The organism is Haloarcula salina (assembly GCF_049603855.1).
GTDB lineage: Archaea > Halobacteriota > Halobacteria > Halobacteriales > Haloarculaceae > Haloarcula > Haloarcula salina_A.
Genome location: NZ_CP187146.1, coordinates 3,041,708 through 3,064,140, shown reverse-complemented (window position 1 = coordinate 3,064,140; position 22,433 = coordinate 3,041,708). Strand labels below are relative to the sequence as shown.

The window sequence follows — 22,433 nt, the reverse complement described above, 5'->3', positions numbered from 1 at the left end:
GCCGCGCCGTGACCAGCCGCCTTTTTGTCGCCGGAGACCCCACCGAGAGCCGTGCGGCTGGTACAGATCACGATCCCGGCGGGCAAGCGCGAGGCGGTGCTGGGGACGTTAGACGACGAGGGCATCGACTACGTGGTCTCCGACGAGACCAGCGGCCGGGAGTACACCGCCGTCGTCTCGTTCCCGCTGCCGACCAACGCGCTGGAACCCGTTCTCGACGACCTGCGGGACGTGGGCATCGACGACGACGCCTACACGGTCGTCGTCGACGCGAACACCGTCATCTCCCGGCGGTTCGAACAGCTCCAGGAGAAGTACGCCGAGGAGGAAGACGAGGACCGCATCGCGCGCGAGGAACTGACGACGAAGGCGCGCGACCTCGCGCCGTCGCTCCCGATCTACGCGCTGATGACGATCATCAGCGCCGTCATCGCCACCGCCGGCCTGCTGCTCGACTCGCCGGCCGTCGTCGTCGGGTCGATGGTCATCGCTCCGCTCATCGGCCCGGCGATGACCGCAAACGTCGGGACCGTCGTCGACGACCACGACCTGTTCGTCCGCGGCGTCAAGCTCCAGGTGTTCGGGCTGGGGCTCGCCATCGCCAGCGCAACCGTGTTCGCGCTGTTCGTCCGCTACGCCAACGTCATCCCACCGCTCGCCGACGTGACGGCGGTCGGTCAGGTCCGCGAGCGCGTCGCACCCGACTTCCTCTCGCTGGTCGTCGCGCTCGGGGCCGGCGCGGCCGGCGTCCTGAGCCTCACCAGCGGCGTCTCGACGGCGCTGGTCGGCGTCATGATCGCCGTGGCGCTCATCCCGCCGGCGGCGACGGTCGGCATCGGCATCGCGTGGGGCCAGCCGCTCGTGAGCCTCGGTTCCACCGTCCTCGTGCTGGTGAACGTCCTCTCGATCAACCTCGCCGTCCTCGTCGGGCTCTGGTACCAGGGCTATCGGCCCGAACACTGGTTCCGCGAGGGCAACGCCCGGTCCGCGACGATCACGCGTATCGGTGTCCTCGTGCTGTCGATTCTCGTCCTCTCGGCGTTCCTCGGCGGCGTCACGCTCGACTCCTTCCAGCGGGCGACGACGGAGTCCGACATCCGCGAGGGCGTCGAGGGAACCGTCGAGTCGCCGGCGAGGGTCCTCTCGGTCGAGGTCGAGTACACGAACACCGCTATCTTCCAGCAACCCCGTCGCGTCGTCGTTACGGTCGGTTTGCCGCCCGGGACGCCCCAACCATCCCTGCTCGACAGACTCGACGCCGTCGCCGACGACGCCGCCGGCCGCGACGTGATCACAGAGATCCACTACGTCACCGTCGAGCGGGCCGCTTGACGCTCAAATCCGGCTTTGACCGTCCGATGAGCTAAATACCGTTGCAGGTGTCTCCACTCCTATGCAGTCACGATCACTCGCACTGGTTGGGATACTGGCACTCGCCGTCGCAGGCGGCGTCGGGTTCGCACTCGCGGACACTGGCGCGCAGGCGGCGTCGACGAACTCCACCGTCAGCGTCAGCGCGGACGCCACCGTCGAGCGCGCGCCGGACCGCGCGACCGTCACCGTGGCCGCCGTCGGCCGCGGCGAGACTGCCGAGGCGGCCCGGAACAACCTGACCGGCGACGCCGAGGCCATCACGTCGGCGCTCGACGACGCGGGCGCGAACGTCACGTCCTCGCGCTTCCAGATCCGCCCCGAGTACGAACGGACCGAGACGGGCAGCGAACAGGTCGGCTACGTCGCCATCCACACCGTCGAGGCCGAGACCGGCAACGTCTCGTCGGTCGGGACGCTCGTCGACACGGCCGTCGACGCGGGGGCCGACCGAGTGGACGGCATCCGCTACTCGCTGAGCGAGGAGACGCGCCAGAGCGCGCGCGAAGAGGCGCTGACGACCGCGATGGACCGCGCCCGGAGCGACGCCGAAGTCGTCGCCGGCGCGGAGGGACGGACTGTCGGGAGCGCCGTCTCGATCCAGACCAGCGACAGCGGGCGCTACGTCGTGTACGCCGAGACGGCCGCCGCCGGTGACGCCGGCGGGCGGACGAGCATCGAGCCCGGGACCGTCACCGTCGACGCGGCGGTCAGCGTGACCTACGAACTGGACTGAGAAACTGAACAGCGGACCTACTCGTCGTCGAACGGGAGTTCGATCTCGTAGCCGACGGCGTCGATGGCCGCCTCAAGCACGCCGTCGACGTTGTCTTCTTCCGTGACGCTCATGTAGTGGTCCGCCTCGACCGCCGTCGAGATGTCGCTCTTGTTCGCAATCGTCAGGACCGGCACGTCGAAGCGGTCGGCGATGGCGTCCCGGAGTTCGAGCTGGTCCTCCAGCGGGTAGCCACACTCGCCGCTCGGGTCGACGAAGACGAGCACCGCGTCGGCGAGGTGTTCGAGCGCGCTGACGGCCTGGGACTCGATCTCGTTTCGGTCCTCTGGCGGCCGATCAAGCAGACCGGGGGTGTCGACGAGCTGGTAGCGGATCCGCTGGTCTTCGAAGTGACCGACCCGGAGCTGGGTCGTCGTGAACGGGTACGAGGCGATCTCGTTGTCGGCCCGGGTGACGCGGTTGACGAACGACGACTTGCCGACGTTCGGGTAGCCCGCGACGACGATGGCCGGCTCGTCCGGCCGAATGTCGGGCACGTCTTTCAGCGCGTCGCGGGCTGTCGAGACGGCCGCGAGGTCGTCTTCGACCTCCTCGACCACGTCGGCGATGCGGGCGAAGGCCTGCTTGCGGAGCTTGCGGGCGGTGTCGATGTCGCCCCGCGCCACGCGGCTCTCGTACTCCTGTCGGATCTCCTTGGTCTTTCGGGACGCCCAGGAAATCTCGGCGAGGCGTTGCTTCAGCGCGTCGATGCCGGGATCGTCGTCCGCCGGGTAGGCCTCGCCGATGACCGCGTCGGCGAGTTCAACGTAGAAGGGGTCGAGGTCGTCGATCGTCGGCCACGCAGTCACCACGTTCGCGAGATTGTCCGAGACGATGTTCGAGGCCGTCATCAGCATCGACTGCTGGGCCTCGTTCCCGTCCTTGGCTCCGCCGGCGCGCGACGCCCGCGAGAACGCCTTGTCCAGGAGCTCCTCGGACGTCGGCGTCGTCGGCAGACCCTCGAAGGGATGGCTCATAGACGCCGTTGACGGCCAGCGGGTAAAAACGCGTTCACTCGCACCCGCGACACCGAACCCGGTGCGAGCCACGCTTTTGGGCGTCGCGCCCGCAGTCCCCGTATGGCTCAGATCGACGCCGGCGAACTCCTGCCCAACGATCGCGTCCAGCAGCTGGCCGCCGAGGGGCGCGTCACCCAACTGCACCGCGGCCACCAGTACGCCGAGGAGGGCGACACCTTCGAAATCGACGGCACGGCGTTCGAAGTCACCGACGTGACCCACCGGACGCTCGGGGACCTGACAGACGAGGACGCCCGGCGCGAGGGGTCCGCGGACCTCGACGCCTACCGGGAGCGGCTGGAACGCGTCCACGGGAGCTTCGAGTGGGACGACGACAGCGAGGTCGTCCGCCACCGGTTCGAACCGGTCGAATCGTAACGCGGCGCTCGAGCAGGACGGCTGTCAGCGCGACGCAGACAACCCTTATCTACACCGGTAACGGATAGTAACTCCAATGACCGAGACGATCACGACGCCGAAGGCCGACGACCCCGACCGCGAGCACCTGGCCGCCGTCGAGGACGGCTGTGGCTGTGCCGAAATCTGGGAGCACCTGAGCGAGACGCGAGACGGGGACGACTGACCGCGCCGCGGTCGAGCCTCCGCCGGGCGCGTCCCTTCGTTACCGCCGCTCGGCCAGTTCCGCGCGCAGGTCGTCGACGTCCATGTCCTTCATCGCGAGCAGGACGAGCAGGTGATAGACGATGTCGGCGGACTCGTGGGCCAGTTCCTCGCGGTCGTCGTCTTTCGCCGCCAGAATCAGCTCCGTCGTCTCCTCGCCGAGCTTCTCCAGGACGGCGTTCTCGCCCTTCTCGTGGGTGAACAGCGATGTCGTGTAGGAGTCCTCCGGGAGGTTCGCCTTGCGGTCCTCGATGACGGCGAACAGTTCGTCGATCACGTCGCCGGTGGCGTCGCTCATGGCCGGAGTTCGGCGAGCGGGGCCTTCAGGCCGTCGCTACGACTCGACCGAGTCGAAGAACGCGAGGTCGTGGATGCGGGGGTCGTCGGTCAGTTCCGGGTGGAAGGACGTGCCGACGACGGGCCCGTCGCGGATCGCCACGGGGCGCTCGTCCCACGTCGCGAGCACGTCGACGCCCTCGCCCACGTAGTCGATGACGGGCGCGCGGATGAACACCGCGGGAAACGGCTCGTCGAGTCCGCGCACGTCGAGCGGGGCCTCGAAGCTGTCCTTCTGCCGGCCGAAGGCGTTGCGCTCGACCGACGCGTCGATGACGTTCAGCGTGTCGACGCGGTCGTCCTGTGCGTCCGTGGCGCTGACGATGAGGCCGGCACAGGTCGCCAGTACCGGCTTGCCGGCGTCGACGTGGGCCACGATCTCCTCGTCGATGCCCTCGCGGTGAACGAGCCGCGAGATGGTCGTCGACTCCCCGCCCGGGAGCAACAGCGCGTCGCAGTCGGGGACCAGCCCCGACTCTCGGATCTCGACGACTTCGGCTGTCTGGTCGTGGGCCGCCGCGGCCCGCTCGATGGCGCTCGCGTGCTCGGACACGTCGCCCTGGACTGCGAGAACACCCGCGCGTAGCGTCATACCAAGCTCTTGGCGGGCCTGCGCGAAAAGTCTCTCGTCTCTGGCACGTGTGCGGACTGCAGCGCTCCGCTCGGCGGTGACCGGCACGTCGTGCCGTCGCGAGCCAAACGGTTAGGTGTGGCCGGGACTTCACCGGGAATATGGGACAGCGACGGCGCGACCCGGTGGAAGCCAACGCAGATGGGTCGGCGGACCTCTACGAAATCGCGAACTGGGAGCCGCGATCGACGCTCGATCGGTTCGTCCACTGGCTCTATCACGTGGGGCTCTGGGCGCTCCGGTGGCTCGTCATTATCGCCGCCCTCGCTATCTTGCTCTTGCAACTCCTGTTCGGTAGCCTCGGCGCGCTCGGGAATCAGCCGCTGTTCGCCGGCATGGCGCTCCTCTCGGCGGTTCCGGCGCTCGGTCTCGCCGCGTACATCTGGTACGCCGACGTGACCACGTCGGAGCCGCTGACGCTGCTCGTCGGCACGTTCCTGCTCGGCGTCCTGTTCGCGGGCTTTGCGGGCCTGCTCAACGCCTTCCTCGGGTATCCGGTCCAGGCGATCGGGTCCGGGTTCGGCCTCGTCCCCTTTCTCGGGCAGGTGTTCTTCTTCTTCCTCATCGTCGGCCCCGTTGAGGAGAGCGTGAAACTGCTCGCCGTCCGACTGTACGCCTTCCGGGACGACCGCTTCGACGCCGTGGTCGACGGCGCGGTGTACGGGGCCGCCGCGGGACTCGGCTTCGCGACCATCGAGAACGCGCTGTACATCACGCAGAACACCGAGATGGTCACCGGGACGCTCAACGTGCTGGCAGAGGGCGGCGACATCACCGCGGTGCGGGCGCTTGCCGGCCCGGGCCACGTCATCTACTCGGCCTTCGCGGGCTACTACCTCGGACTGGCGAAGTTCAACCCGGACGACGCCGGCCCCATCGTCCTGAAGGGCCTGCTGATCGCCGCGCTCATCCACGCGGTGTACAACACGCTGGCCGGTCCGGTGACGACGGTGCTCGCGACGCTGTACGACGTGAACTTCCTCGTGGCCTTCTTCGGCTTCGTCATCGTCTACGACTCCATCTTCGGGCTCCTGTTGCTGCGAAAGCTCGACGCCTACCGGAAGGCGTACAAGCGCGCACACGCCCCGGCGGAGTCGAGCGACCAGCGGCCCGAACGGACCGAGTTCGACCCGTAGCCGCTCAACAGAGCTGTTCGACGTACTTCGCGATCACGTCGACTTCGAGGTGAACCGGGTCCCCGACCGACTTCTCGGAGAGCGTCGTCTCCGCGTACGTTGTCGGGATGATCGCCACGTCGAAGGCGTCCTCGCGCCGGTCGGCGACGGTCAGGCTGATGCCGTCGACGGTGATCGACCCCTTCTCGACGAGATAGTCCCGGTGGGCCTCGGGCAGCGAGAACGTGAACGTCCAGTCCTCGCCTTCTTCCTCGATAGCGACGACCTCGGCGGTGGTGTCGACGTGGCCCTGGACGACGTGGCCGTCGAAGCGGCCGTCGGCTGGCATCGCCCGCTCCAGATTGACGCTGTCTCCACCCGAGAGGTCGTCGAAGAACGTCCGGTCGAGCGTCTCGCGGGCGAGGAACACCTCGAACCACTCACCGTCGGAGGCCTTCTCGACGGTGAGACAGACCCCGCTGACGCTGATCGACTGGCCGTGACTGAGGCCCTCGAACGGCGCGCCGATGCGAACGCGGCGGCCACCCTCGACGTCTACGACTGCCTGGACCTCGCCGGTCGCCTCGACGATGCCGGTGAACATACGCCGGATTCGGCGTGGCGGGCGGAAAGCGCTTCGCTTCCGCTGCCTCCAGTTACTACTCGGAGTCGAGTACATTTTTACGACAACTGTCGAAAGGAATTTATCGCCAGCACGGGTATCAGCAGGCATGCCCGAGACGGGTCCCCCAGCCGAAGACGACGACCGGGAGTGGACCGCACGACACGCGCGAACGAAACCGAGCGAGACGCGGCCGGTCGTCCGCGTTCCCGACGACGTGGTCGAAGAGTGGGACGACCGACACGCCGAGACGAAACGCCGCTTCTAACGCGAGAGGACTTCGACGCCGATGAGCTCCGCGCCGGTGAGCGCCCGGATGTACGCGCCGCCGGCGATGGAGACGTGGCCGAACTCGTCTTCTTCCATGCCGTACATCTCGATGGCCCGCGAGGTGTCGCCGCCGCCGACGACGGAGAAGCAGTCCGTCTCGGCGATGGCTTCGAGGACCCCCGCGGTCCCGACCGAGAACCGTTCGTCCTCGAACATCCCGAGCGCGCCCTTCACGAAGACGGCCTCGGAGTTTCGGATGACGGGCGAGTACTCCATGACCGTCTCGCTGCCCACGTCGAGGTAGGAGACGGTCTTCTCCTCGATGTCGGAGACGGCCTGCTCGGCGCGGCTCCCGTCATCGTCCTCGTAAGCGAGGTCGACCGCGAGCGTGATCTGATCGCGGTGGTCCGCGAGCATGGACTCGATCTTCTCGCTGTTTTTCTCCCACTGCTCGTCGTAGAGGTTCGCGTCGTCGATGTCGTAGCCGACTGGGTGACCGGCCGCGCGCAGGAACAGTTCGCCCGCGATGCCGCCCAGCAGGAAGTCGTCGACCTTCTCGTCCAGGTGGGTCATCACGTCGATCACGTCGGTGGCTTTCGTCCCGCCGACGACCATCGTGACCTGCCCGTCGAACTCCTTCTCGGCGATGGCGGTGTTGGCCTCGTACTCGGTCTCCATCACGCGGCCGGCGTAGGCGTCCATCACCAGCGGGAAGCCCACCAGCGAGGCGTGCGAGCGGTGGGCCGCCGAGTAGGCGTCGTTGATGTACGCGTCGAACTCGTCTTTGAGCGTCTGGACGAACTCCGTCTGGGACTTCACTTCGGGGTCTTCTTCCGGGAGTTCGTCGTCGCACATCCGCGTGTTCTCCAGGACGAGGACGTCGCCGGACTCCAGGTCGGCGATGTCGTGGATCGCCTGCGGGCCGTAGGTCTCGTCGACGAACGCGACGGGATGGTCGATGTGCTCGGCGAGGATGTCGGCGTGCTGGGCGAGTGAGACGAAATCGTCGCGACCCGGCCGGCCCTGGTGGGCCATGACGGCGACCTCGAACCCACGGTCGACGAGTTCGCTGATCGTCTCGGCGTGGCGTTCGAACCGTCGATTGTCCTGTACTTCGCCGTCCTCGACCGGTGAGTTGAGGTCGAGGCGGACGAGGACGCGCTGGCCGTCGTCGAGGTCGTCGAGCGTCTGGAAAGTCATCACTCGAGAGGTTACCTGCCGGCCGCTTAACGGTTTCCGAGTCGGGATCCGCGGCCCCGCTGGCCCCAGCGGCGGAGCTGTTCGGACACCGGATCAGTCGGGAAAGTGGGGGGGAAATGGGGGGAGTCTGTCGACCGCCTCACTGGCTCACCACCGGGTCACGAGTGGCGTCGCCAGGTCGACAGCACAGGCACACAGAGTCGCTGCATTCGTGCGAGACTCCGTGTGTTCCCATCGTTCGATAAGAATTGCTATAAACGTTTTCCCGACTGTCCGTCAGTGAGCCGCGAGAATCGCCGCGCCGAGAGCCGGTGGCTGGCTACTCGGTGATGAACTCGGCCACGTCGAGCATGCGGTTCGAGAAGCCGTACTCGTTGTCGTACCAGGTGAGGATCTTCGTCATCCCGCCGACGACGTTCGTCGACTTGAGGTCGACCTGCGAGGAGTACGGGTCGCCCGTGATGTCCGAGGAGACCACGTCGTCGTCGGTGACGCCGAGGACGCCTTCCAGTTCGCCTTCGGCGGCTTCCTCGAAGGCGGCGTTCACGTCGCCCTCGGTCACGTCTTCGTCGAGGTCGACGACGAACTCGGTGACGGAGCCGTTCGGGACCGGGACGCGGATGGCCATCCCGTCGAGCTTGCCCTCAAGCTGGGGCAGGACCTCGGTGGTCGCCTGCGCGGCCCCGGTCGAGGTCGGGATGATGTTCTCGGCGGCGGCGCGGCGGCGACGGGGCTTGCCGTTCGGGCCGTCCATCAGGTTCTGGGAGCCGGTGTAGGCGTGGACCGTGGTCAGCTGGCCGGCCTCGATGCCGAACTCCTCGTCGAGCACCTTCGCGACCGGGGTGATGGAGTTGGTCGTACACGAAGCGTTCGAGACCACCTTCTCGCCGTCGTACTCGTCGTGGTTGACGCCGTAGACGATCTGCTTGACCGGCTCCTCGCCCTTCGGCGGCGCGGAGATGACGACCTTGTCAGCGCCGGCGTCGAGATGCTGGCTCGCGTCCTCCTTCGTGCGGAAGATGCCCGTCGCCTCGAACGCCACGTCGACGTCGAGGTCGTCCCAGGGCAACTCTGTCGGGTCAGTCTCGTGGAAGACGCCAGCCTCGAAGTCCGTCCCCTCGACCGTGAGGACGCCGTCGTCGACGCTGGCACCGGGGAGTTCGCCCATCACGGTGTCGTACTGGGCGAAGTAGTCGATCTCGTCGTCGTCCATCACGTCGTTGATGCCGACGATGTCGACGGCGTCGTTCTCCAGCGATGCGCGGAATACGTTGCGGCCGATACGGCCGAAGCCGTTCAGGCCGACGCGGACTGGCTCACTCATTGCTGTCTAGATAGGCTGTCGGTCAGTGTAAAATGTTTTCGGATTTGTTGTAAATCGTTTTTGTTTATGAGCGATCGGGCAGGAAATGTTTGTATCGGTCCGTTTGAGGCGTCGCGGGCTCTCGGTTCGGCGCTGATCGGTGCAGGTGTTGAGCGCGTCAGAAGGCTTTTGAAACGGACGAACCTATACCGTTCAAGGATGAGACGCGATGACCGCGACGACCCGTTCGACGAGTTCTTCCGCGAGATTGAACGGATGATGGACGAGATGATGGGGTCGGAGGGGGACGTACACATCGACCGCGACACCGGCGGGAACGACGTCGACCTCCACGTCGACGTCCACGAGACCGACGAGGAGATCCGGGTCGTGGCCGACGTGCCGGGCGTCGACAAGGACGCCATCGACCTCAAATGCGACGGCACCGTGCTGACGATCAACGCCGAGAGCGCCCAGCGCGACTATCACGAGCGCCTCACGCTCCCGTCCCGCGTCGACGAGCACTCCGCCGCCGCGACGTACAACAACGGCATCCTCGAGGTCACGTTCGACCGCGAAGAGGACTCCGCCGACATCGAACTGTAATCGCCGCCGTCCCGTCTCGCCCGTTTTCCGCCGCGCGGCACTCGACGACACTCCCGAGCTGGTTCGGTATCGACCACGCCGAGCGACGCCGCTATTCGCCCGCCGTCTCTCGAATCAGCGCCGCCAGGTCGTCCCAGAACCCGTCCTCGTACTTCGTCGCCGCGTCGATAGTCGGCCGGGCGTTCGTCTCGTTGACCACCGCGCGGTCGTCGGTCACCAGCAGGTCGACGCCGAGGTACGGGATGTCAAGCACGTCGGCCGCGCGCTCGGCGAGGTCCCGCAGGTCCGCCGGCAGGTCGAGGCCGTCGGCGTCCGCTCCGCGGTGGACGTTGTGCTTCCACCGGCCGCGCTCGCGGGCGTCGTCCGGCAGGCTCCGACGGACCGCGCCGACGTACTCGCTGTCGACGACCATCACGCGGTAGTCCGCGGCGTCGGGGAGGTACTCCTGCACGAGGAAGGAGCGGTCCCCGACCGCGCGGTAGTCGTGGACCAGGTCGAGGTAGTCGACGACGCCGAGAAACGAGTCCAGGTCGTGGGCCGTCGTCACGCCCACCCCGCGGGTCGTCGAGTTCGGCTTCACGACGACGGGCGGGTCGAACCGCTCGAAGGCCGCCGTCAGGTCCGCCTCGCTCGCCGGGTTCGAGACGGCGACGGTTTCGGGGACGGGCACGTCCGCCCGGCCGAGTCGCGCCAGCACGTCGGCTTTGTTTCGCGACCGCAGGATGGCCTCGCGGTCGTTGACCCACGGCACGTCGAGCATCGCGTCGGCCACGCCGCCCTCCATGATTCGCGAGGGATAGACGAACCCCACGTCGTAATCGGCAAACGGCGACGCGTCGAGGGGGATCGTCCGCTCCTCGGTCTCGACGTGGCCGACCTCGATGTCTCTAGCCGCGAGCGGCGCTTGCATCCGCTCGAACGTCTCGGCCGCTGTGGCGACGGCGAGCCTGAGCATAGGTCCCAGTTAGCCCGGAGCGGTAAAACCCGCTCGCAGTCTCCGCCCTTCTCCAGTTACCGGTTCGGTGTCCGCTGCTCTCTGCACCCGGTGGACGTTCTCCGCCGGCTCTGAGATGGGTGAACGGCCACTAACTCTGGCAAATTTTGTCATCCATTCTGAAACTCGGGGAATCGTCGGGTGTTTATTACGCTCTTTACGCGAAATCTCCCATGTATGTACGATGATATCCTCTTCCCGACCGACGGGAGCGACGGCGCGGACGAGGCGCTGGCGCACGCGCTCGAACTGGCCGAGACGCACGGCGCGACGCTGCACGTGCTCTACGTCGTCGACACGACGTACTTCGGGAACGCGGCCGCGGACGCGACGACCGTCGAAGCGCTGACCGAACAGGGCGACCGCGTCGTCGACGAGACGGTCGCGCGGATCCGGGACCGCGACTGCCCGGTCGTCAGCGCGCGCCGGGAGGGCGACCCCCACGACGAGATCGTCGGCTACGCCGACGCCGAGGGCGTCGACATGATCGTGATGGGTACCCACGGGCGGAGCGGACTGGACCGCTATCTGCTGGGAAGTGTCACGGAGAACGTCGTCCGGACGGCGGATGCCCCGGTCCTGACGGTCCGACTGTCAGACGAGGCGTAGCGGTCGCTGTCAACGCCGCCGTTTCACGCAGATCGGTGGGCGCTTCTCCCCTGCAGTACCGCCGAGTCACTTGCCACCGCGGCCACGTTTGAGCGCCCATAGCACGAGGAGTGCGCCCTCGACGCGGGCGGCGCTGTACACCCACGGCCGCAGGTCGACCTCGTCGCCGTTCGTCGCGGCCATCCCCATCCAGAAGTCGACGACTTTCCGCGGGCGGAGCAGTTCGAGGACACCGAGGACCAGAAGTACGAGTCGGAGTGCCATACCTCGTGGTACGCGGGACGGGAGCAAGAATATTGTGGGTAGTGTTAGCACGCGGCAACTGGGTCGGTCCGGCGCGACTCGACGTCACAGACCGTTGGACAAACGAAGACTGTGGACTCGTCAGCCGTTCCGCTCTCCACGCACTGCACGGCGAGAAAACGACGCTGCTCGAGTTACGCGATCAGCAGCTCTTCGCCGCGCTCGACCTTGATCCGACACGAGGGAGTGATCTTGTTGTACGCGCGGCGGAACGCTTCCTTGACGTGCTCGGCGTCCTCGACGTTGCAGTACGCCGTGAAGAGCTGCTCGCCGGCCTGGATGCGGGCGGCGGTGCCGACGATCTTTCCGAACGCCTGGCGCATCCCGTCGGAGACACGGTCGGCCCCGGCACCGGTCGCCTGCTTGTTCTCGCGCAGGACCTGGTGGGGGAACTTCCGCAGCGTCATCTTGTAGTCGCCCTCCTCGCCGAGTTCTTTGATGAGGTGGCGGTTGGCCGACAGGCGGGACGCCTCCAGCGAACCGTGACGCAGCTGGACGGACTCCTCGACGATGAGGCTGATCTGGACGGGGTACTCGTCTGCGTCCTTCTGCTTTTGACCCATCTTGTGCTGTGCGATCTTCGAACCGGGGATGCCCGTGATGTACTCGCGTCGGGTGTACGAGGGCTTGTCGATGTCCCGGTACATCGAGGCAGGTTTGTCCGACATAGGTACTCTTGGCGAATACGTCGCCGAGCGGCCCAATAAGGCCTTCGAAGCGGGCCGGCGGCGTGTCGGAGTGTGGCACGCGGCCCCGACGCGCCGGGAGAGCGGGCCCACGGCGGTCGCCGGCAGGTCTGCGCAACGGCGTCATGGCGACGGCGCGACCGGTTCGGATCCCCGTCCGGTGACACCGCCGTTACCTCGCTCGGGTGTTTATCCCCGTCCAGCGCCAACCGACCGGCACGATGAACATGCTCGTCGACGGCGAGTGGCGGACCGACGCGTACGAGACCACGGACGACGACGGGGCGTTCGACCGGCAGGACACCACTTTCCGGGACTGGGTCCGCGACGACCCCGACGCGCGCTTCCAGCCGGAGGCCGGCCGGTATCACCTCTACGTCTCGCTGGCCTGCCCGTGGGCCCACCGGACGCTCCTGGCGCGGACGCTGAAGGGACTCGAAGACGCCATCAGCGTCGACGTGGTCGACCCGTACCGCGATGACGACGGCTGGCAGTTCACGCCGGAGAAGGCGGGCTGTACAGAAGATACCGAAAACGGTGCGGACTACCTCCGCGAGGTTTACGTCGCGGCCGACCCGGACGCCACCTGTCGCGTGACCGTCCCCGTGCTGTGGGACACACAGGAGGAGACCATCGTCAACAACGAGTCCGAGGAGATCCTTCGGATGCTCGACGTGGCGTTCGACGACGTTGCCGAGAACGACGTCGACCTCTATCCCGGCGGGTACCAGGACGAGGTCGACCGCATCATCGACGAGATCTACGAGCCGATCAACAACGGCGTCTACCGCTGTGGCTTCGCCGAGAGCCAGTCGGCCTACGACGAGGCCGTCGAGGAACTGTTCGACGCGCTCGACCACTGGGACGACGTGCTCGAAGACCAGCGCTTCCTCGCCGGCGACCGCCTGACCGAAGCGGACATTTGCATGTTCACGACGCTGGTGCGATTCGACGAGGTGTACCACACCCACTTCATGTGCAACCACCGGCTCATCCGCGAGTACGACAACCTCTGGCCGTACCTGCGCGACCTCTACCAGCTCCCCGGCGTGGCCGACACGGTGAACATGGACCACATCACGGAGCACTACTACACGACCCACCCCGACGTGAGCCCGAAGCGGATCATCCCGAAGGGCCCCGACCCGGACTTCGAGGCGGCCCACGACCGGGACGCGCTCGACGGTGATCTGCCCGATGACCTCCTGGTGACGGCCTGAACCGGCGGCCACCGCGTCGAATATCGAACGCCGAGCCGGGAGCGACGTTTATCAGTGGGTAGTCCTCAGGTAGCCCAATGAGTCGGGTTCCCGGAGGTAGCAGGGGTGCGAGTCCGGTCGTCGGTGTCGTCATGCTCGTCGGTATCGCGGTGGTTCTCGCGGCAGTCGCCGGGGCGTTCGCCCTGGACCTCACCGACCGACAGCCGACCGCCGCCCCGCAGGTCGCCGTCGTCGCCGACTACGACGAGCGGACGACCGGCAACGGCGAGTACCTCAACCTCACGTTCGAGAGCGGCGACGTGCTCGACCGCGAGACCCTGTCGATCGCCGTCACGGGCGCGGCGAGTTCGGACGGTAGCGACGCGACGCTGACCGGGGACCCAATCCAGTCGCAAGCACCGGCGGCCGTCTCCGCGGGGACGGAACTCTCGATCCACGCCGGGCAGTTCTCGGGCGTCGCTTCCGGCGAGCACCTGGATCTGACCGACGCGACGCTGCGACTGGTGTGGACGCCCGAGAACGACCCCGACGCGGAGACCTACGTCCTCTATCGCTGGCCGGAACCGAGCCGGCGGACCTGACTGCTCGCGGGAACTGCGACCGTTTTCACTCTTCGAGCGACAGCGTCACCGCGTCGGTCTCGTAGTCTTCGAGGAAGGACCCGGAGCCGCCCAGCGTGACGGTCCGGTCCCCCACGTCGACGACGAGCGAGTGTTCGATCGGGTAGGCGTTGGTGTGTGGTTCGACGAGTCCCTGTCGCGTCTCGACGACGCTCCCCTCGACGCGCCCGGGGTCGTCGTCCGCCTGGACCGGGCTGACCTGTGCGGCGGCCCGGACTGTCTCGCCCGCACGTTGGCGGAGCGTCGCCTGCAGGACGGCGTGGCGGAAGTCGCGGTAGGTCGCCGGGAGCGGCGCGGGGTCGGCGACGAACACCTCCTCGGCCATCGGCCAGTAGTTCCCGAGGAACGACCCCGACAGGACCGGAACGAGCTGTCGCTGGACGAAGGCGATGGCCCGCTGGTCGGAGTTCGTCCGGGTCACCATCTCCGCGGGCGACACCAGCCCGAACTGGGCGTCGACGGTGAGCATGATCGGCATCTCGTGGTCCCAGGCCCGGACGACCGTTCCCCGGCCGGCCGCGTCCTCGGCCCGGAAGCCGTCCGCGCTGCTGACGACCAGCATGACCAGCACGCCGCGGTCGACGGCCGCCGCCAGCTCCTCGCCGACCTCCGGCAGGTACTGCTGGGGGACCGACAGCATGATCTCGTGGTCGGCGTCGGCGATGTACTCGGTGAGGCGCTTGACGACCGTCGTTCGGGACTTGATCACGTCGAACTGCTGGGGCTCCTTGACGCTCTCCGAGTAGCGCTCGTCCAGCGCGCCGCCCATCTCTTCGAGGCTGTCGGTCAGCGAGTCGACGACCTCCTCGGGCGGGCGGGCGCGAATCGTCGTCGGGACGACGTGGTCGTTGACCGCGACGAACCCGCGGTCTTCCAGCGAATTGCTGATGCTGTAGACGTACCGCTTGGAGACCCCGGTGTCGTCGGCGATCTCGCTTGCCGTGGCCTCCCCGCTCTGGAGGATCGACAGGTACGTGTCGACCTCCTTGTCCGACAGGCCCAGTTGCGCGAGTCTGTCGCTGAGTGTCGAATCGTCCATTCCTTGTGTTCCTGTTATGGGTGTCGGATAACTGTGTTTCGGTGCCGTGTGGGGTCGAGACCGCCGATCCGAACCCCACGCTGGGTCCGGCGGGACAGTCGATGCTATAACTATGAAAAACTATTACACCATATTTTATATCTCTCGGCGTGGTGCGTTCTCCTAATGACGCTTCGGACGGCGCTCAACGATTTCAAGCGGACGCGGGACCGCGGTCGGCAGTTCCCGGGGGAACGACGCTCGACGACCGGCCGATTCAGCGGCCTCGACGACAGGCTCGTTCACGTCGACGGCGACGGATCGCTGCGCGATTACTCCTATCCGCTCTGCGGGCTCACGGGCATCGACCGCTCGCGGTTCGGCGTCGAGACGGACGCGACGGCGTGGTTCGACGCGGGCGCCGACCAGCGCTACCGACGCGAGTCGGGGGCCGTCGAGACCGTCCACGACCGCGGTGACTGGGCCGTCGTCCAGACCGACTGCACCATCGAACGCGCTCACATCACCCGGTTCGAACTCCGGGGCGACGCGCCCGACGATGTCTCCCTCCGGGCGTTCGTCGGCTTCGCCCCCGACGGGCGGGAGGGCCAGCAGAGCCTGCTGGTCCACGACGGGGCCGTCGAGGCCTACCACCGCACGGAACACGACTACGTCGCCGTCTCGACCGACTTCGACGCCGTCGATGGCCAGATCCCCGAGCGGCTCCCCGAACTGCTCGACGACGACCCCGTTCCGTTCCCGCGCGCGACCGGCGAGCGCCGCTACGAGGACACGACGCTGACGGGCGGCGTCTCGCTGACCGCGCCGTTTCGCGACGGCGGCGTCACGCTCGCGACGCTGCTGACGGACGCGACGCGGACCGACCGCGACGCCGCCCTGGCGACCGTCGACCGACTGGCGGGCGACCACTACACGCCGGACACGCTGGCCGAGGCGGGCCGGACGCAACGCCGCTGGCGGGTCCCCGACGACACGCCCGCACGGGAGTGCGTCGTCGCCGACCTCCGGGTGCTGTCGCTGCTGTCCGCGGCCAACGGCGCGCGCATCGCCGCGCCCGACTTCGACCCGTTCTACGTCACTTCGGGCGGCTACGGCTACACGTGGTTCCGCGACGACGCCGAGATCTCGGGGTTCCTGCTCGAAGCCAGCGAGACGTTCGACCTCGACCTGTGCCGCTGGCTCCAGCGGTCCGCCGACTTCTACTGCCGGACACAGCGCGACGACGGGAGCTGGCCCCACCGCGTCTGGCCGGGCGACGAGACGCTCGCGCCGGGGTGGGCGAACGCCCGCCTCGAACGCGGAACCGACGCCGACTACCAGGCCGACCAGACCGCGAGCGTCACGACGTTCCTCGCCGACTTCTGCCGGACCGGCGACCCCCTCGACACGGACCGCATCCAGTCTGCGCTGGGGTGCGCCGTCGAGAGCATCGACGACACGCTGGCCGACGACGGCCTCCCCGTCGCGTGCCAGAACGCCTGGGAGAACATGCAGGGCCGGTTCGCTCACACCGCCGCCACCTTCCTGTCCGCCTACGCGGCCGTCGCTCGCGCGCCGGTCTGTACCGCGCTCCGGGACCACGCCCGCGTGCAGGCGGAGGCGGTGTTGTCGGGCCTCGACGCACTCTGGACCGGCGACCGCTACGCGCTCCGCGAACACGAGGGGCGGGTCGACGACCGCCTCGACTCCGCCACGCTCGCGCTGGTCGAGGCCTTCCGGGCCGCCGACGAGGTCGTCGGCCTCTCCCCGGACGCGCTCGACCGGCTCGTCACCCACGTCGAGACGACGCTCGACGGCCTCGAGCGGGACACCGGCGATATCCGAGGACTGATCCGCTTCGAGGACGACGACTGGCGACGCGACACGCAGGACGCGGAGAAAGTCTGGACGGTCTCGACCGCGTGGGGGGCGAACGCGGCAGCACAACTGGGCGCGCTCTTGCGCGACCGCGGCGACGCCCGCGCGGCCCCGGCCTACGCGCGGTCCCGGGACCTGCTCGCCGAGATTCTGCCCGGCGGGTCGCTCGTCCAGTCCACCGGCTACCTGCCCGAACAGCTGTTCGACGACGGTACGCCGGACTGCGGGACGCCGCTGGGCTGGCCCCACGCCCTCCGACTGGCGACGGTCGCCGAGCTCTCGGCGGCCGAGGAGTACCGGGCCGAACCGGCGCGCGCGGCCGAGTGAGTGGTCGCTGGCGGGTCTGGATTTTATTTGATCGGAGACGGCGAGAAACAGCGCTCTCGACAGCTACCGCGGAGTCGCGGCCGCGTGCTCCGCTGCCGCGGTGACCGCTTCGCCGTCCCGCGGGTCGAACAGGTGGACGGCGGACTCGTCGAAGACCACTCGGACCTGTTCGCCGACGGCCGGCTCCACGTCGGCGCTGACCCGCGCGACGAACGCGGGCGAGTCGTCGCCGTCGAAGCCGCCCGATCCGTCGCCCAGGTCCAGGTACAGGTAGTTGTCGCTGCCGACCGGCTCCAGCACGTCGACCGTCGCCGGCACGCCGTCGCGCGCGTCGCCGTCGGCCACCGAGACGTCCTCCGGGCGGACGCCGAGGACGTACGAGCCGCCCTCGATGTCGCCGAACGCCTGGGCGCGACCGCCGGTGAGGTCGTAGGCGAACGCGCCGTCCTCGTCGGTGAGGCGGACGCCGTCGCCCGTCGGCTCGGCGGTCACGTCGAGGAAGTTCATCGACGGCGAGCCCACGAAGCCCCCGACGAAGCGGTTGGCGGGGTTCTCGTACACCTCCTTCGGCCGCCCGGTCTGCTGGAGGTTCCCGTCGTTGAGGATGACGATCCGATCGCCCATCGTCATCGCCTCCTCCTGATCGTGGGTGACGTAGACGGCCGTGATGCCCAGTTCCTCCTGCAGGCGCTGGATCTCGGTCCGCATCGTCGTCCGCAGTTTCGCGTCGAGGTTCGACAGCGGCTCGTCGAACAGGAACACGTCGGGCTCGCGGACGATTGCCCGGCCGAGCGCGACGCGCTGTTTCTGTCCGCCGGAGAGCTGGTCGGGGGTGTCCGAGAGCAGGTCCCCGATGCCCATCATCTCCGCCGTCTCGGTGACGCGCTGTTCGCGCTCGGCGGCCGAGAGGTCGGTGCTCATCCGCAGGCCGAACGCCATGTTCTGCTCGATGGTCTTGTGCGGGTACAGCGCGTAGTTCTGGAACACCATCGCCACGTCGCGGTGGCGCGCGTGCACGTCGGTCACGTCCTCGCCGCCGATGCGGATACGTCCGCTCGTCGGCCGTTCCAGCCCCGCGACCATCCGCAGCGTCGTCGACTTGCCACAGCCCGACGGGCCGACCACCGTGACGAACTCCCCGTCGTCGATAGACAGGTCGATGTCGTCGACCGCCACGATGGAACCGCCGTCGAACTCCTTTCGAAGCGCTTCTAGTTCGAGACTCGCCATTACAGTGGGTGTCTCACTCTCGGCTAATAAGTTTGATGGGATTTTTCATAGAAGTTTTTCGGCGACCGTCGTCAACGCGGTGCTCGCGGCCCGCGCCCGTCAGTCGCCGTCGCGGACCGGAACGACGACGACGTCCTCGACCCGGAGGCAGCCGTCGTCGACGACCCGCTCGCCGCTGAGGAGGTCTGTTTCGCCGACGGGCCATTCGACGGCCACCGTGGCCGGTTCCGCGCCGAAGTTCAGGACGACGACCAGCGACTCGGTCTCGTCGGCGCGCTCGTAGGCGACGACTCGGTCGGCCTCGCCCCTCTCGACGGCGTGCGAGACCGGTGTGAGTCCGGGCGCGCGCAACGCCGGGTGGTCGTCACGCAGCGCCACCAGCCGTCGGTGGAAGTCGGTGAGGGCGGCGTCGCCGTCGTGCCAGCGCATCGTCCCGCGCTGGGCCGCGACGCCGCGCTCCTGTCCCGCGTAGATCATCGGCACGCCCGGGAGGGTGAACGTCGCGCCGACGGCCGCACGCAACGCCCCGGCCCCGCACGTTGCGATGTAGCGGTCCTCGTCGTGGTTGTCGACGTAGCGCATGTGCCCGGTCCGGTCGGGATAGCCTCGTTCGATCGAGGCGTCGAGGGCGTCGAAGACCGTACTCGCCGGTTCGTCGCCGCGGCCCACGTCGCGGAGCGCGTCGAACAGGTCCGTGTCGTAGTGGACGCCGAACTCGTTCTCGGCGAAGGCGGCGTCCCGCGGGACGGTCTCGTCGAGGAGGAGAAAGTCGGAGTCCGCCGCTTTGACCCGGTCGCGGACCTCCTTCCAGAAGCCGTGGGGGACGCCCCAGGCCACGTCGCAGCGGAAGCCGTCGACCACGTCGCGCCACTCGTCGACCACGTCGAGCATCCAGCGTCGGACGGCCAGCGAGTCGTAGTTCAGGTTCGGAATGCCCGTCCAGTTGAAGTAATAGCCCGGAGCGTCTTCGCCCGCCCAGTCCACGTCCGAGATGTCGCGCTCGGCGGGAACGCGCTCGTAGTAGTCGGCGTACTCGGGGACGCCGGCCCGGTGCAACTGGAAGGCCGGGTGGTCCCGCGAGGTGTGATTGATCACGAGGTCGAAGACGACGCGGATGCCGGCCGCGTGGAGGCGCTCGACGAGCGACGCGAACGCCTCGCGCGAGCCGAGGTCGTCGGCGGTGTCGAAGAAGTCCGTGATGTGGTAGCCGTGGCGGGTCGGACTCGACAGCACCGGCGTGAGCCACACCGCGTCGACGCCCAGCGACTCGATGTAGGGGACCCGCCGCTCGATGGCCTCGAAGGTGGTGTCGACGGTCTCGCCGGCGAACGAGCGGACGAATATCTCGTAGATCGTCGCGTCCGCGGCCCACGCCGGTGGGTCGGCGGGCCGCGAAACCGTGACGCTCCGCTCTGGGTCGCTCATCGCGCCGCCACGCTCTACCACGAGCGTGTCGGCGACGCCGTGGCGCTCGGCGACGGCGACCGCGTGTATCTGCGCCGACTCGGGGAGGGCGTCGACCGGGACCCGGAGTTCGTCGCCGTCGACGGTCACCGCGCCCTCCTCCAGCGCGTCGCGGTCGTCGAGGTGGAACTCCACCGTGGGGTCGCCGCCCGACGGGGCCGCGCGGGCGTCAGCGGTGACGACGAGGTCATCGCCGACCACCTCGCCGGCGAGTTCGACGCGCGGTCTGCCGGGGCCCTCGACGGTCACTTCGTCGGTCGCCGTGTCCGCGAACGACCCGTCGAACGAGAACGTGGCCCGGTGGGTCCCCGGCGGCAGGTCGGTCTCGATCGCCCACTCGTCACCGTCTCGCTCGGCCCAGTGAGTCCCCATGGTGAAGTCGTTGAACTGCCCGATGACGACGGCCCGATCCGCGTCGGTCGGCGGCTCACCCTCGAAGTCCGCCGCGTCGACGCTGAAGCGGGCCGGTTCCCTGACTGCGGGGAACGCACGGACCGTCTGGACGTGCGTCGCGCCGTCCGTGCGCAATTCGGCCCGGTAGGTCCCGGGTGCGTCGGGTTCGAGGTGACAGACCGGCCCGTCGCCGACGGTCGCCGCGCTCCCGGCCGGCCGGTCGCGCAGCGTCCACTCTGCGGTCGCGTCGGGATCGGGCCGGCGGGGAGCTAGTTCGACCGATTCGCCGACGGCGCAGAACCGTGGCGGTCCTGGGTGGTGCATACGCCAACGGTGCACAGTGGGTCACCTGAGTGTTACGCTTCGAATCGAACTGCGAATGAATATCTCATCAAATATAGATGCTGGCCAGCCTCCCTGCTAGCTACACGAACCCCGACGACCGAATCGACGACGAAATCTATCATCATTGTATTTGTCCAATCCGAATGATTTAAGTTGTGAAGCATTATTTCATCCAATATCCACTCATGACGATGGAACGACGAACGGTACTCGAGCGAATTGGTGGCGTCGCCGCGGCTGCGGCCCTCGCGGGCTGTAGCGTGCAGGAACAGGGAAGCTCGGGCGGGACGGCGACGGGCGGCGGGTCCGGCGACGGTTCCAGTCAGGGTGCGGACGGCACGGCGAGCGGTTCGTCCGGCGGGACCGCGACGGCGTGGTACCAGCTCCAGGACTCCGAGCTCCCGGCCCGACAGGACGCCATCGCGTCGTTCGGCGAGCAGACCGAGTACGCGATCGAGGGATCGGACATCTCGAAGATGGAGAACAAGACGACCAGCGCCATCCCGGCCGGACAGGGTCCGGAGATATTCGAGTGGGCTCACGACTGGGTCGGCGACTACTCCCAGCGCGAGTTCGTCGTCGACCAGTCCGATCAGCTCTCGGTCAGTCTGGACCAGTTCTCGGACGCCGCCGCGAGCGCCGTCCAGTACGACGGGGCGGTCGTCGGCCTGCCTCACTCCGCGGAGACGGTGACGCTCATCTACAACGCGGACATCGTCGACGAGGCCCCCGAGACGATGGACGACATGGTCGCGGCGATGGAGGACTACCACGACCCCGATAAGAGCCAGTACGGGCTGGCCGCGCCGTTCGACCCCTACTTCACCAGCGGGTGGATCCAGGCCTTCGGCGGCTACTACTTCGACCCCGAGAAAGACCCCGCGCTCGGCATCGACGCCGACGCCTCCGTCGAGGGCCTGCAGTTCGCGCTCGATACCCTCCGGCCGTACATGCCCAACGACCCGACCTACGAGCCACAGGCCGCGGCGTTCTCGGAGGGCAACGCCGCCTTCGCCGTCAACGGGCCGTGGTACCTCGCGATGCTCAATCAGAACGACATCAACTACGAGGTGGCGACGTTCCCCGAGATCGACGGCGGGCAGGTGCGCCCCTACACCGGTATCTCGATGTGGTACTTCGCGTCCGCGATGAGCGATGGCGGCAGTTCCGCCGAGGCCGCCCGGTCGTTCGTCGAGTGGTTCGCCACCAACGAGGACCACCAGCTCCGCCTCGCCGAGGAGCAGGGCTCGATCCCGGTCCTCGACAGCCTCGTCGGCAGCGACGAACTCCCCGCGACCGTCCAGACCTACTCACAGACGGTCAGTCAGGGCGTCCCGATGCCGACCGACCCCCGGATGAACAAGGTCTGGGCCCCGGTCAAGACGGCCCTCACGAAGGCCTTCAACGGCGACGCCGAGCCGGAGCAGGCGCTCTCGACCGCCGCCGAGGAGATCCGCAGCAAGTGGGAGTGAGGGGT

At 67.9% G+C, this 22,433-nt stretch carries 24 protein-coding genes; 12 read left to right on the top strand and 12 right to left on the bottom strand.

Features of this window, described 5'->3' with window-relative positions; translation table 11 throughout:
• The first annotated feature begins 51 nt into the window (after positions 1-51).
• Both ACOZ4I_RS15565 and ACOZ4I_RS15560 read left to right on the top strand, forming a co-directional pair.
• Positions 52-1,332, top strand: coding sequence for a TIGR00341 family protein (locus ACOZ4I_RS15565; protein WP_424001138.1), 1,281 nt, complete (start codon positions 52-54; stop codon positions 1,330-1,332).
• A 61-nt stretch (positions 1,333-1,393) separates the two neighbouring features.
• On the top strand, positions 1,394-2,107 hold the full coding sequence (locus tag ACOZ4I_RS15560) for an SIMPL domain-containing protein (RefSeq protein ID WP_424001136.1): 714 nt from the start codon (positions 1,394-1,396) through the stop codon (positions 2,105-2,107).
• Between the two features lie 17 nt (positions 2,108-2,124).
• Here the strand turns inward: ACOZ4I_RS15560 and ACOZ4I_RS15555 are convergent, their stop codons facing one another.
• Entirely contained in the window at positions 2,125-3,123 is a 999-nt protein-coding gene (locus tag ACOZ4I_RS15555) for an NOG1 family protein (RefSeq protein ID WP_424001134.1), read from the bottom strand.
• A gap of 102 nt (positions 3,124-3,225) precedes the next feature.
• Here ACOZ4I_RS15555 and ACOZ4I_RS15550 point away from each other — a divergent pair, with 102 nt between their 5' ends.
• Together ACOZ4I_RS15550 and ACOZ4I_RS15545 are read left to right on the top strand one after the other, a co-directional pair.
• Positions 3,226-3,543, top strand: a complete 318-nt coding sequence (locus ACOZ4I_RS15550; RefSeq protein ID WP_424001132.1) for an ASCH domain-containing protein — start codon at positions 3,226-3,228, stop codon at positions 3,541-3,543.
• Positions 3,544-3,619: 76 nt separating this feature from the next.
• Positions 3,620-3,748, top strand: coding sequence for a hypothetical protein (locus ACOZ4I_RS15545; RefSeq protein WP_277815046.1), 129 nt, complete (start codon positions 3,620-3,622; stop codon positions 3,746-3,748).
• A gap of 39 nt (positions 3,749-3,787) precedes the next feature.
• Here the strand turns inward: ACOZ4I_RS15545 and hisE are convergent, their stop codons facing one another.
• Both hisE and pdxT read right to left on the bottom strand, forming a co-directional pair.
• Positions 3,788-4,084, bottom strand: a complete 297-nt coding sequence (gene hisE / locus ACOZ4I_RS15540) for a phosphoribosyl-ATP diphosphatase (protein WP_424001130.1) — start codon at positions 4,082-4,084, stop codon at positions 3,788-3,790.
• 36 nt (positions 4,085-4,120) lie between these two features.
• On the bottom strand, positions 4,121-4,714 hold the full coding sequence (gene pdxT, locus ACOZ4I_RS15535) for a pyridoxal 5'-phosphate synthase glutaminase subunit PdxT (protein ID WP_424001128.1): 594 nt from the start codon (positions 4,712-4,714) through the stop codon (positions 4,121-4,123).
• A 140-nt stretch (positions 4,715-4,854) separates the two neighbouring features.
• On the opposite strand from pdxT, the gene ACOZ4I_RS15530 reads away from it, so the two are divergent.
• On the top strand, positions 4,855-5,889 hold the full coding sequence (locus ACOZ4I_RS15530) for a PrsW family intramembrane metalloprotease (protein ID WP_424001126.1): 1,035 nt from the start codon (positions 4,855-4,857) through the stop codon (positions 5,887-5,889).
• 4 nt (positions 5,890-5,893) lie between these two features.
• Here the strand turns inward: ACOZ4I_RS15530 and ACOZ4I_RS15525 are convergent, their stop codons facing one another.
• Positions 5,894-6,472 (bottom strand): riboflavin synthase, encoded by a 579-nt coding sequence (locus tag ACOZ4I_RS15525; RefSeq protein ID WP_424001124.1) that lies wholly within the window; start codon positions 6,470-6,472, stop codon positions 5,894-5,896.
• Positions 6,473-6,599: 127 nt separating this feature from the next.
• Here ACOZ4I_RS15525 and ACOZ4I_RS15520 point away from each other — a divergent pair, with 127 nt between their 5' ends.
• Positions 6,600-6,758, top strand: coding sequence for a hypothetical protein (locus tag ACOZ4I_RS15520; protein ID WP_424001122.1), 159 nt, complete (start codon positions 6,600-6,602; stop codon positions 6,756-6,758).
• Here ACOZ4I_RS15520 and ACOZ4I_RS15515 read toward each other — a convergent pair.
• Positions 6,755-7,960, bottom strand: a complete 1,206-nt coding sequence (locus tag ACOZ4I_RS15515) for a phosphoglycerate kinase (RefSeq protein ID WP_424001120.1) — start codon at positions 7,958-7,960, stop codon at positions 6,755-6,757. The two genes, ACOZ4I_RS15520 and ACOZ4I_RS15515, sit on opposite strands and share 4 nt — an antisense overlap.
• A gap of 319 nt (positions 7,961-8,279) precedes the next feature.
• Positions 8,280-9,284 carry a type I glyceraldehyde-3-phosphate dehydrogenase gene (gene gap / locus ACOZ4I_RS15510; RefSeq protein ID WP_424001118.1) on the bottom strand — a complete coding sequence of 335 codons (1,005 nt, stop codon included), beginning with the start codon at positions 9,282-9,284 and terminating at the stop codon, positions 8,280-8,282.
• A gap of 198 nt (positions 9,285-9,482) precedes the next feature.
• On the opposite strand from gap, the gene ACOZ4I_RS15505 reads away from it, so the two are divergent.
• Positions 9,483-9,869 (top strand): Hsp20/alpha crystallin family protein, encoded by a 387-nt coding sequence (locus tag ACOZ4I_RS15505; protein WP_424001116.1) that lies wholly within the window; start codon positions 9,483-9,485, stop codon positions 9,867-9,869.
• Positions 9,870-9,960: 91 nt separating this feature from the next.
• Here the strand turns inward: ACOZ4I_RS15505 and ACOZ4I_RS15500 are convergent, their stop codons facing one another.
• A complete protein-coding gene (locus ACOZ4I_RS15500) occupies positions 9,961-10,824 on the bottom strand; it encodes an ATP-grasp domain-containing protein (RefSeq protein ID WP_424001114.1) in 864 nt (287 codons plus the stop codon).
• Positions 10,825-11,040: 216 nt separating this feature from the next.
• On the opposite strand from ACOZ4I_RS15500, the gene ACOZ4I_RS15495 reads away from it, so the two are divergent.
• Positions 11,041-11,472, top strand: a complete 432-nt coding sequence (locus tag ACOZ4I_RS15495; protein ID WP_424001112.1) for a universal stress protein — start codon at positions 11,041-11,043, stop codon at positions 11,470-11,472.
• Between the two features lie 66 nt (positions 11,473-11,538).
• On the opposite strand, the gene ACOZ4I_RS15490 is transcribed toward ACOZ4I_RS15495, so the two are convergent.
• On the bottom strand, positions 11,539-11,736 hold the full coding sequence (locus ACOZ4I_RS15490; RefSeq protein WP_424001110.1) for a hypothetical protein: 198 nt from the start codon (positions 11,734-11,736) through the stop codon (positions 11,539-11,541).
• A gap of 173 nt (positions 11,737-11,909) precedes the next feature.
• Positions 11,910-12,443, bottom strand: a complete 534-nt coding sequence (locus tag ACOZ4I_RS15485; protein WP_424001108.1) for a 50S ribosomal protein L16 — start codon at positions 12,441-12,443, stop codon at positions 11,910-11,912.
• A 239-nt stretch (positions 12,444-12,682) separates the two neighbouring features.
• On the opposite strand from ACOZ4I_RS15485, the gene ACOZ4I_RS15480 reads away from it, so the two are divergent.
• Together ACOZ4I_RS15480 and ACOZ4I_RS15475 are read left to right on the top strand one after the other, a co-directional pair.
• A complete protein-coding gene (locus ACOZ4I_RS15480) occupies positions 12,683-13,681 on the top strand; it encodes a glutathione S-transferase family protein (RefSeq protein WP_424001106.1) in 999 nt (332 codons plus the stop codon).
• Between the two features lie 77 nt (positions 13,682-13,758).
• Positions 13,759-14,262 (top strand): type IV pilin, encoded by a 504-nt coding sequence (locus ACOZ4I_RS15475; RefSeq protein WP_424001104.1) that lies wholly within the window; start codon positions 13,759-13,761, stop codon positions 14,260-14,262.
• A gap of 25 nt (positions 14,263-14,287) precedes the next feature.
• Here ACOZ4I_RS15475 and ACOZ4I_RS15470 read toward each other — a convergent pair whose 3' ends face one another.
• The gene (locus tag ACOZ4I_RS15470; RefSeq protein WP_424001102.1) at positions 14,288-15,340 is read right to left on the bottom strand and encodes a TrmB family transcriptional regulator; all 1,053 of its coding nucleotides are present in this window, start codon (positions 15,338-15,340) and stop codon (positions 14,288-14,290) included.
• A 165-nt stretch (positions 15,341-15,505) separates the two neighbouring features.
• Here ACOZ4I_RS15470 and ACOZ4I_RS15465 point away from each other — a divergent pair, with 165 nt between their 5' ends.
• Positions 15,506-17,524, top strand: a complete 2,019-nt coding sequence (locus ACOZ4I_RS15465; RefSeq protein ID WP_424001100.1) for a glycoside hydrolase family 15 protein — start codon at positions 15,506-15,508, stop codon at positions 17,522-17,524.
• Positions 17,525-17,587: 63 nt separating this feature from the next.
• Here the strand turns inward: ACOZ4I_RS15465 and ACOZ4I_RS15460 are convergent, their stop codons facing one another.
• On the bottom strand, positions 17,588-18,754 hold the full coding sequence (locus ACOZ4I_RS15460; protein ID WP_424001098.1) for an ABC transporter ATP-binding protein: 1,167 nt from the start codon (positions 18,752-18,754) through the stop codon (positions 17,588-17,590).
• Between the two features lie 99 nt (positions 18,755-18,853).
• Positions 18,854-20,935: an alpha-amylase family glycosyl hydrolase gene (locus ACOZ4I_RS15455; RefSeq protein WP_424001096.1), complete on the bottom strand. Its 2,082-nt coding sequence runs from the start codon at positions 20,933-20,935 to the stop codon at positions 18,854-18,856.
• A gap of 206 nt (positions 20,936-21,141) precedes the next feature.
• Here ACOZ4I_RS15455 and ACOZ4I_RS15450 point away from each other — a divergent pair, with 206 nt between their 5' ends.
• Positions 21,142-22,428, top strand: a complete 1,287-nt coding sequence (locus ACOZ4I_RS15450; protein ID WP_424001095.1) for an extracellular solute-binding protein — start codon at positions 21,142-21,144, stop codon at positions 22,426-22,428.
• Positions 22,429-22,433 lie beyond the last annotated feature (5 nt).